We start from the raw sequence: 14,307 nt of genomic DNA on the forward strand, positions 1-14,307 counted from the left end.
GTCAAGATGTTTTTAATCTATGTGCTGATTATTATTTTGCCATTGACTAGAGCAATTAAACGTAATTTCAATGGACCTGATGTATAAGCGTCTTCACTAATCAGGGCTTTGATTTCATCAGGTTTTTGTCTAGAGTTACTTACTGCGTCTAAAAAGTTAACTAGGGTATTAATCCTACCATCTTCTACCTGGATATCCCCTAAAATACCCGCTCGACGTGCGCGAAATTCTGAAGCTGCTAATAACCAGTCAATTCTAGCTTGTATCTGTTCCTCACCTACTAGATCAGCATCAATAGATACAGAGGCTAATTCTTCTTCTTCTGCAAAAACTTTTTGATTAATCGCTACATCAGCAAATACTCTGACTTCTTTTTCTCCGATGACATAGTTACCCGCAGAAAGTACCCTAATTATATACTCTTCACCGTCGCTAATTTGTATAGCTAATTGCTCTACTTGAGATTTGGTAATCTGTACCAGACGTTGGTTAGATTGCGTCTCAGGAGTGGGATTTAACGCTTTAATCGCACTTTGATTGGCTTCTCTGAGTAAATAGTCGATTACTTCTGTTACCGCTGCTGGTTCAATAATTTGCACTAGATTAAAAGCGAGAACTTGTCCTCTGACTATGGCTATTTTTTGCGCTCTTAGTTCCTGATAATTGCGATAATATTCTTCTAAGATGGCTACTTCTCTATTTAAAAAGCGGATTTGATCCTCTAAACTCTCTACTTGGGTTTGTTGTAAGGCTAATTCTTCGTTTTTGAGGGCGATCGCCTCGTCTAACTCATTAATTTTTGTATCTCTGTTGGTAATAATCTGCTGTAGAGTCTCTTGTTGTTGTTGCAGTTGTTCAATTTCGGCTTGTTTATTGCCTAATATTTGGTTTTGTTCGCTGATTTTGGTGGTTAAATTCTCGATTTGGCTTTTTAGTTCATCTCTTAACTGTGATAATTCTGTTCTTTCTATCTGAAGGGATTCTACCTCTTGCTCTAAAAGGTTCGCTTGTTGGGATACTAACTCTAATTGAATATTAGCATCTTGGTAATTTTGGTTTAATTGATTTAAACGCTCTCTAATCGCTGTTTGCTCTCTTCTAGCTCTTTCTAATTCTTGTTCTACTCTGATTTTTTCGTCTGATACCCTATTTAATTCTATTCTTGCTTGACGTTCTTGTGCTCTGATTTCGTCAATCATAAATACACCCTGACGCAAGTTTTTACTTAAAGCGAATAAAATACTTAAAGTAGAAGCAGCGATTAATGTTCCTGTTAATACCGTCACTACTACCGCTGTTTGACGTGGACGCAGGTTAAACAATCTTAGCCTAGCTTTACCTACTTTTGTCCCTAGGCGATCGCCTAGGGCTGCAATTAGACCACCTAAGAGCAATACTGCTAAAATTAAAATAATTGCACTGGTGGTCATAATCTTGGGTTTAGGTAAATTGTTGACTGAGAATTACAGGATTATGCACCGTAATTTTTTTCTTGTATATTGAGATCATTTCTTCCTGTTTGAGTTCTCCCAATAACCTAGTTACCGTTACCCGGGTTGAACCGATTGCCTCGGCGATCGCCTGATGAGATAACTTGAGATCTATTCTAATCCCTTCGGGAGTTGGTAAACCAAAATCTCGACACAGAATTAATAAAAAGCTTACCAATCTTGAACCCATATCGCGGTGTGCGAGAGTTTCAATCATCATTTCTGTTTGTAAGATTCTTGACGAAAGTCCCTGTAACATTAACATCGATAGTTCGGGATTATCCTTAAGGGATTGCTTAAAATGATCTATGGGAGCGCTCAATAATTCTACTGGTGTGAAAGCAACAGCGTGGTAAAACCGGTCTGATTTTTCTCCCGTAATTAGAGATAAAACCCCAAAAACGCTGTTTTCTCTCAATAAAGCCACGGTTATTTCTTCTCCCGCTTCATAGACTCGGGATAATTTTACTGCACCTTTTAATAGAAAATACACTCTTTCTGCGGGATCACCAGGGAAAAAAACTGTTTTTCCACGATCAAATGTTTCTACTACTGGTGGATATAGTCCGCCACCAATTTGACGAAATACAGCAGCTAAAGATTTATCTTGATTTACGGATAGTTCCATTCTATTTTAATTATGATTAAAGCTTTAGGCTTATTAGTTTTAAAGCTAGAGATTTTACAGTATCTCTAGGGGAGATTTGGTATTATTCAGTACTTTTTTGTTTAGATTTCTCTTATCTGATATACTTAGTTTTTAGCCAAATCTTGGTTTATCTATATTTTATCAAGAAACTGTTCCAAAAATTCTATGTTAAATCTCTCTGGAAAAAAAGCTTTAGTCACTGGAATCGCTAACAACCGCTCTATAGCTTGGGGTATAGCTCAACAATTAGCCCAAGCAGGAGCCGAATTAGGGGTTACTTATCTACCTGATGAAAAAGGACGCTTCGAGAAAAAAGTTAAGGAATTAGTAGAGCCTCTTAATCCTACCCTGTTTCTACCCTGTGATGTGCAAAATCAAGAACAAGTTAACGATCTTTTCAGTCAAATCGAAGCACAATGGGGAAAACTAGATATTCTCATCCACTGTTTAGCTTTTGCTAATAAAGACGACTTGACAGGAGATTTTAGTAATCTTTCTCGCGAAGGTTTCCAAACCGCTTTAGAAGTTAGTGCTTATTCTTTAACTTGTTTAGCTAAAGGAGTAAAGCCCTTAATGACATCTGGCGGTAGTATCGTTACTCTTACCTATCTAGGGGGAGTGCGAGTCATTCCTAACTATAACGTCATGGGTGTAGCTAAAGCTGCTCTAGAAATGAGTGTGCGTTATCTAGCTAGTGAATTAGGATCATCAAATATTCGCGTCAACGCTATTTCTGCAGGTCCAATCCGCACTCTAGCTTCTTCTGCTGTTGGGGGAATTCTTGATATGATTCATCACGTAGAAGAAAGAGCACCCCTGAGACGCACGGTTACGCAAACCGAAGTAGGTAATACTGCTGCTTTTTTATGTAGTGACTTATCTAGTGGTATCACAGGACAAATTATCTACGTAGATGCAGGTTATGAAATCATGGGGTTATAGACGTATATATAGTTGCACCTTGATTAGGAGAAATTAATCATGATTTTTATCCGCTCTCATGTACTTTGGATGATGGGAGTTGGGTAAGCTGCTATTCATACGAGATTGTTATCAAAAAGACTAAGTAGATAATCAGCAACTCTTTACAAAAGTTTACAAGTTATGTTGATAATTATTTATTTTTAGCTGACTATCTAGAGAGTACAGTAGTTGCGACACTCTGCGCAAATTTTTTAGAGCATTATTTATAATCTGATTTTAATTTTAGTACACACAATTGTGATTTGTGTGCTATAGTCGATTTATCAACATTTCCTATTCTCTATTCCCTATTCTAAAAACGCGTAAAGCTATAGTAACTTGTACTTGAACTCGATTTTCTCATTTATGGTAATTCAACCCACTCTCGAAGAACTTATAGAGCAAATATTTGCCCTTAATCAAGCTTGGAAACAAGCTTCTAACGTCTTATTAACTCCCAATGCAGGTTTAGTTATATCTCTCAAAGAGCTTAAAACTACTCTACAAATTCGTTTATTACGTAGTTATCCCACACGAGCTTATCTCCAAATCGATGCAGAAACAGAAAGTGAAGAGCCTCTCTACGGTGTGATTATCTCTCCTCCCCTTGGTAAATATAGCAATGCAGCTCATCTACCCGTGCGCGTCGCTCAAACAAGATTAACTCCAACCGAATTAACTCAATTAGTCCGTAATTAAATATTATAGGAGTCTTTTTACTTGATGTTTAGTAACATTATGACCCCACTTATTAACTCACTTAACATATTTTTTATTATTGGTGTTTGTGTTTTATTTATTGTTAGTTTGTTGATAGAAATAATAATTACTTATAATTATTACATTAAAATCAATAAAAGTTCTCAAGATGATATCAGAAATAATTCTATTTTAAACAAGAGTAATGTACGTAGTCAACTTCACTTCATACCTACCTTACTAACTGCCTTGGGTATTTTAGGAACTTTTTCGGGTATTTTTATCGGTTTACAAGGTATTAATTTAAATACTATTAACAGCAGCGATTCTCTGCTAGAAAATAGTATTGAATTATTGAAAGGCATGCAAACTGCTTTTGCAACCTCTCTTTGGGGATTAGGATCTGCAAGTTTATTTATTTTTATTTTAGCTATTAGTGAGACAATACGACGCCAAGAACGAAGTAAATATATTAGTAAAATAAAATCTACTCCACAACATACTAATGATCCTTTCCTCAACTATTTAACAGAAATTGCTAATAACACTGCTAAATTGAACACTTTTAATACTCAAGCTATTGGTCAAGAAGTTGCTGCTTCAATTAGACCAATTTTTTCTGAACTTAGTACAACTATCGTAGAACAACAAGCGCACTTGATTCAGGAACTAGACAGAAAGTTAATGACAACAATTGAAACTACTAGAGAACAAAACAGAGAACAACAAAAACACTTGATTCAGGAAATAGATAGAAAGTTAATTAGACCAATTGCGGTTAGCTTAAACGAAAGTAATGCAGTGAATAGAGAATCATCCCAAGCAGTGTTAGAACTAAAAAATGAACTAGTAGGCTTCTCCTCTAATACTCAAGTTATTGGTCAAGAAGTAGCTGCTTCAATTAGACCAATTTTTTCTGAACTTAGTACAACTATCGTAGAACAACAAGCGCACTTGATTCAGGAACTAGACAGAAAGTTAATGACAACAATTGAAACTACTAGAGAACAAAACAGAGAACAACAAAAACACTTGATTCAGGAAATAGATAGAAAGTTAATTAGACCAATTGCGGTTAGCTTAAACGAAAGTAATGCAGTGAATAGAGAATCATCCCAAGCAGTGTTAGAACTAAAAAATGAACTAGCTGGCTTCTCCTCAAGTTTAACCACCTCTATTCAAACTATTGAAGAATTCCAAACCGAAACCCTGACAAAATTACAAGATTTTGCGGCAAATCTCCAGGAAATATTAGCTCAGTTTCGCACAGATACTAAAGGTGTCATGAGACAAGTAGCAGCAAAAATAAATCAGGGAGTACAAGAAAGTATCATAGCAATGGAAGCTCAAAGAGTAGCCTTTGCAGATAGTGCGCAACAAGCTTCAGATACTTTTAGGGGTATCAGAGAGGATTTAGAAGAAGCCCTAACTAATCAAGGAGAAAGACAAGCAAAGATGCTAACAAAGGTACAAGCTTCTACTGAAAGTATTCTAGAAAAAGCTAATCAGGCTTTTGTGGAACAATCTACTACCCTAACTACAGTAGGGAGAGAAGCATCAGATTTAATGCTTAATGCTAATCATAACCTTAGTCAAACTCTTGGTAACATTGATAATATGCTTCAAAATACCCGCCAAACCGTCCAAGAGGAATTAGAGAGATTCAGAGACAATTATCAAACTTCCTTACAAGACTTTTTTGAACAACAAAATAATCTGTTAGAAGGAACTCTCGGACAACAAAGAGATGAGTTACGTGATGTAGTTAGGGAGTTGCAAAAAGTCTTTAGAGAAGATGCCCAAGCTATGGCAGAACAAGTTATTAACAGTATGGATAAAATTCAAACAACCACTGAAAGCGTGCAAACTTTAGCTAATACTATTGGTTTAACTTCAGGAGAACGTTTAGCACAAATGCAGGAAATTGCCCAAACTTTAGGTAGTGAATCCGTGAAAATTAATAACGCTTACGAAAGTTTAGTTACTCGTTTTAACCAAGGTTTAGATACTTGGAATAACCACTTAACTAACTATTTTGAACAAGCTAATCAAACTTATAACCAAGGAAGACAAGATTCAGAAGCAGCGGTTACTTTAGTGTGTGAAAAACTTAATGAAACTTCTCAGGGTTTAATGGGAGTAGCAGAGTATTTGGTAACAGCTACTAGAGATTTAAATAATAATGGTAAGTAATTATGAAGCAATTTGAGCAATTTAACCCTGATTTTGACCTGGAAGATGAACAGGAACAAGAATCAAATATTTGGCTATCTATTAGCGATTTAATGTCAGGATTATTACTGTTTTTTGCTTTACTGTTTATTGCTACTCAAGCACAATTGCAACAAAGAACAGAAGAATTGCAACAAAAAACAGAAGAGTTACGAAAATATCAAGAAGCGATGAAAAATCTACCTCTGATGATTTTAACTGAAATTCAAAAGGGGTTAGGTGGTAATAGTATTGATGTAGATACCGAAACAGGTGATGTTAGTTTAGATGATAAAATTCTGTTTGATGAAGGTCAATCCCAACTTAAACCAGAAGGAAAAGCTTTTCTGAATCAATTTATTCCTCTCTATAGTGAAGTTATCTTTTCTAAGCCTGAATTTGAGCAAGAAATTGTGAGAGTTATTATTGAAGGACATACTAGTTCTCATGGTCCTGCTGAATATAATCGTTCCCTCAGTTTAGCTAGGGCTTTAGCTGTAACTGATTACATTTTTCAACTCGATTTCCCCGACAAAGATCGTTTTGAACAGAAAATATTAATCAGTGGTCGAGGAGAAATTGATGCTAATCAACAAATAGATGATCCTAAAGATAGAAAGGTAGTTTTTCGTTTTCAATTGCACCGTCCTGATTTGAGTCAGTTTTTAGTAGAAAGGGAAGAAGAAATACAACAAGAGATTAACCAAGAAAACTAAACCATGAACAAGATAAGATTTACCTCCATCGTTACTCCTCCTCCTCTTGAGGTAAAACCAACGCAATTAACTGAACTAGCCAGAGGAATTACCACTAATCAGTGGTTACCTCCTGAATTGCCTCCAGGAATTACTATCGATAAATATTCTCTCCCTCGTTCATTAACTGAAATTCTTCAGGATTTAACAGACAACCGACAGACAAACATTACATTACTAGAGTGGATTCATTGTATTTATAATAAACAACATTGGGATGAAAAACAACCACAGACTAAGCAAATCGTCACTACATCTAAGCGTATTTGGCGAGAAGCTAATGTTAATAGATTTCTACTTAAAATTTTATGCTCTTTGCTAATTACTGATTATGAGCATAAGAGAGAAAGATTGGCTCAGTCTTTAAGAAATACTTTTCCTACTTTAGTAAACCTTCAACCTGAAAACTTAATTGTTCAAATAACTAATTATCGCAAACAGGAACAATTTGATAAAATTGCGCAATTATGTCAGCAACATTGCCTCACACCTAAACAAATATTAAGCCAAGCTGAATTACCCCTACGTCTTCCTAATCTTTTAGACAAGACTTATAACTATATAGCATCTAATCTGACTATCTGGAAAAGTACCAGTCAAGAGCAAGTAAATTGGTTTTTAGCTTGTCTTGATGAGATGGAAGTAACCCAAGAAATAAAAGCAGTAGAAAGTTTACTTAACAATTTTTCTACCTCGATTGATTCTCAATTCCTTCAATCCATCAGAGAATGGCTAAGTAATAATTATAATTCTCAAGCAACTGGTTCTAAATATTATCAACTTTCTACGACTGCTAAACAAAATCTCAGAAAATTATTAGGTTTAGCTAATTACCGTGACTTTAAAACTTTAGTAGATATTATTTTAAATAAATTATCTTTAGAACATTGGGAAGCTAATCAACTAGAAGCACGTAAATATTTTTGGTCTCACTATTCCGATCGCTTTGAAAATATTAGGATACTTTTGCCTCAGTCATCTTTAAATGCAATTGGTGATAAACTACAAAAAAAAGTTGATATTCTTGAGGATGATGGTAGCGATCCTACAGAAGTTTGTATTTTTGATTTTGGCGATTGGTTTGTGGTAGAATTTTTCCGTAGTAGCGGTAGTGAAACTCGCTTATTTAATCGATTTAAACATTTAGATATTAAAACAAAACTATTTGATTCAGCTAGTTTGTCTATCAAAAAATTACGTAGATTGGGTGGACATGTACAAGATCATGTATTTTTTTGGCAATATTACTGTGAGCAATCTTTGCGTCAAAAAGGAATTCTACCTAACGAAGGAATCACTAAATTTAGAATTAACTCAACAACGTCTAGAGATTATAAAAAACAGAGAGAAGGATTACCACCCCCGAATGGCCAACAAATAGCAGACAGAGAAAGAAAGTTAAAAAGATGGCAAGAAAAGATTAATAGTCTTGAAGCAGAAGCATTCTTATGGGAGCAATCGTATCAATAGCTACACTTTTTCTTCTGAATCCTGAACCCTGACTCCTGATATTATAAGTTTTACTTATACAAGTACACCGAGAACCCATAACATACCTCTGCAGTAGCTAAGACGCGTTCACGAATACGATGGTTAAGAGATTTGAGGGTAACTAAATCAATGGTTCGTCCATCGAATAAAGACCAGTTTTTGAATATGCCAGTATTGACACAGGTTTGATATTTCTTCTTTGGGAATTTTGATATTTTTAAGTTTCATGATCAGCACTTAGTTAAGTACACTTGACAAGAGATTATAGCAATCTAAGCATGATATAATACCAGTAAACTTGAAAAAGTAGAGATATCATCATGAGTCGCCTCACTGAAGCTAATGCTATTATTCGTTCTCATGTACTTTGGGCTATGGGAGGAGGATTGATTCCTATTCCCTTGGTAGATTTTGCTGCGGTAACAGCTATTCAATTGGAAATGTTGCAACAGTTAGCCGCTCTTTATGGAGTTGATTACACCAAAGATACTGCTAAAGCTTTTGTCTCTGCTCTGACTGGAACAACGATCGCTCGTATTGGCGCAAGTATGCTTAAAGCTATTCCAGGTTTAGGAAGTATTATTGGTGGAGCTTCTATGTCGGTTATGTCGGGAGCTTCTACTTACGCTGTAGGACAAGTAGCAATCAATATGTTTTCTGCTTCTAGAAGTTTTAATGACTTAAATCCTGAAGATCTTCATAACGCTTATGAGCAAGCTTATGAGCAAGGTAAAAGCTATGTTTCAGGTTTACAAAATCGTGAAGACGAAGCAGCTAATATTTATCAATCTTTAGAGAAATTAGGTAAATTAAAAGAGCAAGGAATCTTATCAGAAGAAGAATTCCAAGCTAAGAAAAAAGAGTTGTTAGATCGTCTTTAATCGGGAAACCATTCACTATCTAAGGCTTGCTCTAAAGAAATATTAGCATCATTAGGGAGAGGAAAAAGCTTAGAAACGGATTTTTTAGCTACAATTAAACTTTCTTGATAAATTGTTGCTAAGCTAGGTTTTAAACTTGGGGAATCCTCTAGTCTTTTCTGAATTTGATAACGAAAATTAACGATTTCAGCAGCCCAATGATTACCAGAATTAGGTTTTTCTGATTCCCAATAAGCTAACTTTAACAAGTGCTCCAGAAGACGGGTAAAATAACTTTCTAACGCCCGTCTCTGGCTTTTACCTATATCTTCGATCTCTTCGATAAGATGATCCCAATCCACCTCATTAAATCGTTTTAAGCGTAGTTTTTCTACTGTTTGTCCTAACCATTGATAATAATCGCGATCGTATAAATTACTTGACACTTTCTTATCTATAGTTAGTAAACTGTAACTCAATCGTCCAATCTTCCTGCTTGAGCATTTGAATCACCGTCTGTAATTCGTCTTTTGATTTAGCAGAAACTCGCACAGCATCTCCTTGAATCGATGCTTGTACTTTTTTACAGTTATCTCGAATCATTTTAGTGATTTTCTTAGCTATTTCTGCATTAATACCTCTTTTCAGGGTGATTTCTTGACGCAGACGATTACCGCTTACTTCTTCAGGATTTCCATAATCAAAAATTTTCTGAGAAAGGTTACGTTTAGCGGCTTTAGTGCGCAAGACATCTTGTACCCCTTGTAGAGTTAAATCACTAGAGGTATTGATGATTAATTTATCATCTGTTAACTCTAGAGTCGTTTTAGTATCTTTGAGATCATAACGACTTTTGATTTCTCTAAGAGTTTGATCAACAGCGTTGACTAACTCCTGTCTATCAAAATCACTGACAACATCGAAAGAATAATTACTAGCCATACCAACACATAAATCTAGTCAAAATAAAACAGAGTCACTACTTTTCGTTGTTCTTCTGCTTCGGCACAAGTTTGTAACAAAGTATGACTATCATGAAAAGCAAAGCAGATTAATTGTTGACATCGAGAGATAATCTCTCGGTTACATAAAGTACTAGCTTCTCCCAAGGGTAAATGATCATTCTCAGGATTTTCTACCAGATGCAATACTTGACTTAATTGCTCTTGGGATTCTTTGGGTTGTTTTTTCAGGCTTTGGGGTAAGATAACCGTTAATAAACCAGGATCTGCTCGCATTGCTCCTTTGATAGCTGCTGCATTTGTCCCGGTTGCACCGGAGGTGAGTAAACGATTTCCCGAAAGTACCAAAGCATAACTCATCATTTCAATAAGGTGTTGATGAGTAATCGGAACGTGACGCGAACCTAGCAAGGCTATACGTTTAGAACTAGTTTGCTGAATGGCTGCTAGTTCTTGTGCTAGGGTATCTAAATTATTTATCTCTACTGATTGACTCAAAGACTTATACTTTGTTTCAAAAATGTTAATGATTTACTCTCAACAAATCGAGAGCATATATATCATATCAGTTAACTAGTACTTTGGCTAGAGTCACAAAAAAGTTAAAAAAAATTTAAATTCGTTAAGCCTAGTACATTATTCAACCAAAAATTAAGTACAATAGAAAGATAAACAATCAAGATTAATCAAAAGTCTAACCAGCACATCATATGGAATCAAGTGGCCCGTCGAGCAATCCCTCTCATCACCCGAAACAGGGATGGGCAGAACTATTCGGCACAATTATCGCACTATTAACCCTAACTCTACCAATACTCGCGACTACTTATTTCTCCAAAGACGTAGAATTAGAAAGACTACCTCAGACAACCATACAGAATTGGCAAGAAAAGGATTGATGAGGAGACCAAATATGTGTAGAATGCTTGACTAGATTAATCTATATTGGAGAAAGTTTGTGGATTTATCCCTAATTCCAGCTCAACCTAAACCAGGTTTGGTAAACGTTTTAATAGAAATTCCTGGTGGAAGTAAAAATAAATACGAGTTTGATAAAGAATTAAACGCCTTTAGCTTGGATCGTGTCCTCTATTCTTCCGTTGCTTATCCCTATGATTATGGCTTTATTCCGAATACCCTAGCAGATGACGGCGATCCTCTCGATGGTATGGTGATTATCGATCAACCAACTTTCCCAGGATGCGTAATTACCGCAAGACCAATCGGAATGCTAGAAATGATCGATGGAGGCGATCGCGATGAGAAAATACTTTGTGTACCAGCCAAAGATCCCCGCTATACTCAAATAACCTCTCTCTCTAGTATTTCTGAACATCGTTTAGATGAAATTGCCGAATTCTTTAGAACTTATAAAAATCTCGAGAAAAAAGTAACCGAAATTTTAGGCTGGAAGGATGTACATGAGGTAAACTCTTTAGTAGAAGCTTGCATTAAAGCAGCTAAGTAAAACCTAAGTACAATCAGCTATACAAATAATCAGCATCGTGAGCTATACTAAACGATAGTCATCGCGATGCTTTTTGATAAAAAATATAGAAAAAACTATGTTACTAAAATCCACAACTCGCCATATCCGCATTTTCGCCGCAGAAATAAAAGATAATGACTTGGTAAAAAGCGATAATGTTCTGACCTTAGACGTAGATCCAGATAATGAATTCAATTGGACAGAAGAATCTCTACAGGCGGTCTATCGAAAATTTAATGAACTAGTAGAATCCTACAGTGGCGAAGATTTGACAGAATATAATCTGCGCAGAATTGGTTCAGATTTAGAACATTATCTGGGTGAATTGTTAAAAAATGGACAACTAAACTATAATCTCGATGCTAGAGTACTAAATTATAGTATGGGATTACCAAAAGTAGATAATCCTGCTAGTGAAGGAAAATATTAAGTAACGATGAATCCCTGGGAATATAAACCATGGTGGTGTCAACCTTGGTCAATTGTTCTAACTGGTATAATAGTAATAGTCAGTAGCTGGCAATTGGGTCAAAAAATCTGGTTAACCCTTGGGGTTAGTTTGTTAATTTTATCCTGGTGGTATTATTTTTTGATAATTTGGCCCAAACTCCTCCAAGAATATTATCATTCTCAGAGTGCAGAAACTGAAAAAAACAAGACGTCATCTTAACAGTAGGAGGATGTTTAATGAGAAATACTGGGGCAAAAATTCAATGCACAAATCCCAATTGTCAGGTATTTAATCTCGAATCGGAAAACTTCTGTTCTCAATGTAGAACACCAGTCATAAAACGATATCTGTGGGGAATGGGAACAACAGCAGCTAGTTTTAAAACCGGTGAACTAGTGGGCGATCGCTATTTAGTTAAACAACCAAGAATATTTTTAGATATCAAACCAGGTCAAATACCAGATTTACCAGAAGATCTACCCGCAGAAATAGCACCCTACCTGTTATTATTCCCCTATCGGTTACATCTTCCTCAAATCTATGGACTCCTCCCTAACCCATTAGGTGAGGTGATCTGGTTATTAGAATATAATTACTTACCACTGAGTAAAGAATCTATATTAAAAAATGGGGAGTTATTCTCTCCCCTAACAGAAGTTTGGTCAGAAGCATCAGGATTACGTCAGTTAAACTGGTTGTGGCAAATGGCTACATTGTGGCAACCTTTATTCAGTCAAAAAGCAGCCTGGAGTCTCTTAAATCCCTCTCTGTTAAAAACCAAAGGACAGATGATCCAATTACAAGAATTAGATCTAAATCCAGAACCAGAACCACAATTAGCAGATTTGGGGAATCTCTGGACAGAATGGGTAAAACAAAGTTCTCCGGAAATTAAAGATTTTTTAGCCCAATTATGTACAGAATTACAAACAGGTCAAATTAAACGAGTTAAAAAACTAGTATCTATTCTAGACCAAGCTATTTACAAATTAGGAAAAGAACAACAGCGTAATTATCAGGTTTTCACTCTCACAGATGCAGGACCTAGCCGAGAACATAACGAAGACAATTGTTATCCATCCTCGGGAAGTTTTGTCAAAGAACCCTCAATGGCGATCGTCTGTGATGGTTTAGGAGGACAAGAAGGAGGAGAAATAGCCTCTAGATTAGCGGTGGAAATTCTCGAAGAACAACTAAATCAGCTTAATTTTGAGGAAAAATTATGGCGACCTGAAGCTAATATCAAGGAATTAGATAGAATCATTCGGGAAGCTAACGACAAAATCAGCGAACGCAACGATCTAGAAAAAAGAAAAGAACGTCAACGCATGGGCACAACCCTAGTGATGACTGTAGCTCAAGCTCATGAACTTTACTATCATTATATCGGTGATTCGCGGATTTATTTAATTACTAAAAATGGTACTTATCAACTTACGGTTGATGATGATTTAGCCTCCCGAGAAGTCAGACTAGGATATTCGCTATATAGAGATGCTCTACAATATCCTAACTCAGGAGCATTAACTCAAGCCTTGGGGATGGCATCTTCTGGTGGTTTACACATCAATCACAGACGTTTAATTCTCGATGAAGATTGTTTATTATTACTGTGTTCCGATGGTTTGAGTGATTACGATCGCATAGAACAATATTGGGAAAATAAGATTTTACCCGCTTTGACTCAAGGTATTAGTTTAGCTACTATTGGTAGTCAGTTAATCAATATGGCTAATGAGAAAAACGGTCACGATAACGCTACTATAGCTTTATTACACTGTCAAGTTACCCCCCTAGATCAGACGACTAATTTAGTCTGGTCAGAGATTCAACCCTCTATCCCCACTATTCCTCCTGAGGATAATAGCGAGGATCTTTCCCTAGGAGAAATGCCTACTGTACCAGTTAAGCTGGTTTCTCCCCCAGAAAATATTGAGCCTTTACTTCAGTCTAAAGCAACTCAAGAAGTAGCTCAACCTCAGACTACTACCAAATCTTCTCCATTTAAGCCATTAGTTGCCTTACTTTCTCTACTGTTATTAGGGGGATTAGGGGGATTGGGTTGGTTTGTCTATAAAAATGTTTTAACAACCACTCAGAATGCTTCTGATCCTGTAAATATTCCTAATCCTATTAACCCAGATCCCACTCCAGAATCACCTCAGGATCTTAAGGAAGGAGATATTATTCAAATCACTGATAATCTTCCTACAGTTGATTCTAATCCCGAAGCAGAAGCAACTCCAGAAACTGATAATCCTTCTACAGTTGAACCTAACCCTCAACC

16 protein-coding genes and 1 pseudogene are annotated in these 14,307 nt (G+C 36.1%); 11 read left to right on the forward strand and 6 right to left on the reverse strand.

All coding sequences use genetic code 11. From position 1 onward, the window contains the following. Positions 1–17: 17 nt before the first annotated feature. A complete protein-coding gene (locus EA365_01525) occupies positions 18–1,430 on the reverse strand; it encodes a DUF3084 domain-containing protein (GenBank protein ID TVQ48463.1) in 1,413 nt (470 codons plus the stop codon). A gap of 10 nt (positions 1,431–1,440) precedes the next feature. Further along, entirely contained in the window at positions 1,441–2,118 is a 678-nt protein-coding gene (ntcA, locus tag EA365_01530; GenBank protein TVQ48464.1) for a global nitrogen regulator NtcA, read from the reverse strand. A gap of 186 nt (positions 2,119–2,304) precedes the next feature. Between ntcA and fabI the strand changes: the two genes are divergently transcribed. The 5 genes from fabI (at position 2,305) to EA365_01555 (ending at position 8,237) form a co-directional block, all read left to right on the forward strand. Further along, positions 2,305–3,081: an enoyl-[acyl-carrier-protein] reductase FabI gene (gene fabI / locus EA365_01535; protein TVQ48465.1), complete on the forward strand. Its 777-nt coding sequence runs from the start codon at positions 2,305–2,307 to the stop codon at positions 3,079–3,081. 387 nt (positions 3,082–3,468) lie between these two features. Beyond that, positions 3,469–3,801, forward strand: a complete 333-nt coding sequence (locus EA365_01540) for a hypothetical protein (GenBank protein ID TVQ48466.1) — start codon at positions 3,469–3,471, stop codon at positions 3,799–3,801. A 39-nt stretch (positions 3,802–3,840) separates the two neighbouring features. Continuing rightward, positions 3,841–5,994, forward strand: a complete 2,154-nt coding sequence (locus EA365_01545; GenBank protein ID TVQ48467.1) for a hypothetical protein — start codon at positions 3,841–3,843, stop codon at positions 5,992–5,994. A gap of 2 nt (positions 5,995–5,996) precedes the next feature. Further along, positions 5,997–6,728: an OmpA family protein gene (locus tag EA365_01550; protein ID TVQ48468.1), complete on the forward strand. Its 732-nt coding sequence runs from the start codon at positions 5,997–5,999 to the stop codon at positions 6,726–6,728. A 3-nt stretch (positions 6,729–6,731) separates the two neighbouring features. After that, positions 6,732–8,237, forward strand: a complete 1,506-nt coding sequence (locus EA365_01555; GenBank protein TVQ48469.1) for a hypothetical protein — start codon at positions 6,732–6,734, stop codon at positions 8,235–8,237. Between the two features lie 50 nt (positions 8,238–8,287). Here the strand turns inward: EA365_01555 and EA365_01560 are convergent. Beyond that, positions 8,288–8,471: pseudogene (locus EA365_01560) on the reverse strand (hypothetical protein). 107 nt (positions 8,472–8,578) lie between these two features. Between EA365_01560 and EA365_01565 the strand changes: the two are divergent. Further along, entirely contained in the window at positions 8,579–9,139 is a 561-nt protein-coding gene (locus tag EA365_01565; protein TVQ48470.1) for a DUF697 domain-containing protein, read from the forward strand. On the opposite strand, the gene EA365_01570 is transcribed toward EA365_01565, so the two are convergent. Genes EA365_01570 through EA365_01580 form a run of 3 tightly spaced genes read right to left on the reverse strand, consistent with a single transcriptional unit; the run spans position 9,136 to position 10,578 of the window. After that, positions 9,136–9,564, reverse strand: a complete 429-nt coding sequence (locus EA365_01570) for a DUF29 domain-containing protein (protein TVQ48479.1) — start codon at positions 9,562–9,564, stop codon at positions 9,136–9,138. The genes EA365_01565 and EA365_01570 overlap by 4 nt on opposite strands. Positions 9,565–9,568: 4 nt before the next feature. Next, positions 9,569–10,060, reverse strand: a complete 492-nt coding sequence (locus EA365_01575) for a YajQ family cyclic di-GMP-binding protein (GenBank protein ID TVQ48471.1) — start codon at positions 10,058–10,060, stop codon at positions 9,569–9,571. 14 nt (positions 10,061–10,074) lie between these two features. Next, positions 10,075–10,578 (reverse strand): DNA recombination-mediator protein A, encoded by a 504-nt coding sequence (locus EA365_01580; protein TVQ48472.1) that lies wholly within the window; start codon positions 10,576–10,578, stop codon positions 10,075–10,077. A gap of 212 nt (positions 10,579–10,790) precedes the next feature. On the opposite strand from EA365_01580, the gene EA365_01585 reads away from it, so the two are divergent. The 5 genes from EA365_01585 to EA365_01605 all read left to right on the forward strand — a co-directional run. Further along, positions 10,791–10,979 carry a hypothetical protein gene (locus EA365_01585; GenBank protein ID TVQ48473.1) on the forward strand — a complete coding sequence of 63 codons (189 nt, stop codon included), beginning with the start codon at positions 10,791–10,793 and terminating at the stop codon, positions 10,977–10,979. Positions 10,980–11,038: 59 nt separating this feature from the next. Then, positions 11,039–11,548, forward strand: a complete 510-nt coding sequence (locus tag EA365_01590; protein TVQ48474.1) for an inorganic diphosphatase — start codon at positions 11,039–11,041, stop codon at positions 11,546–11,548. 97 nt (positions 11,549–11,645) lie between these two features. Further along, positions 11,646–11,999, forward strand: a complete 354-nt coding sequence (locus EA365_01595; protein ID TVQ48475.1) for an NAD(P)H-quinone oxidoreductase — start codon at positions 11,646–11,648, stop codon at positions 11,997–11,999. 6 nt (positions 12,000–12,005) lie between these two features. Continuing rightward, positions 12,006–12,239, forward strand: coding sequence for a hypothetical protein (locus EA365_01600; GenBank protein ID TVQ48476.1), 234 nt, complete (start codon positions 12,006–12,008; stop codon positions 12,237–12,239). A gap of 17 nt (positions 12,240–12,256) precedes the next feature. Next, a partial coding sequence (locus EA365_01605) for a serine/threonine-protein phosphatase (GenBank protein ID TVQ48477.1) occupies positions 12,257–14,307 on the forward strand: 2,051 nt, incomplete at its 3' end.

Origin of the sequence: Gloeocapsa sp. DLM2.Bin57 (genome assembly GCA_007693955.1) — a bacterium.
GTDB lineage: Bacteria > Cyanobacteriota > Cyanobacteriia > Cyanobacteriales > Gloeocapsaceae > Gloeocapsa.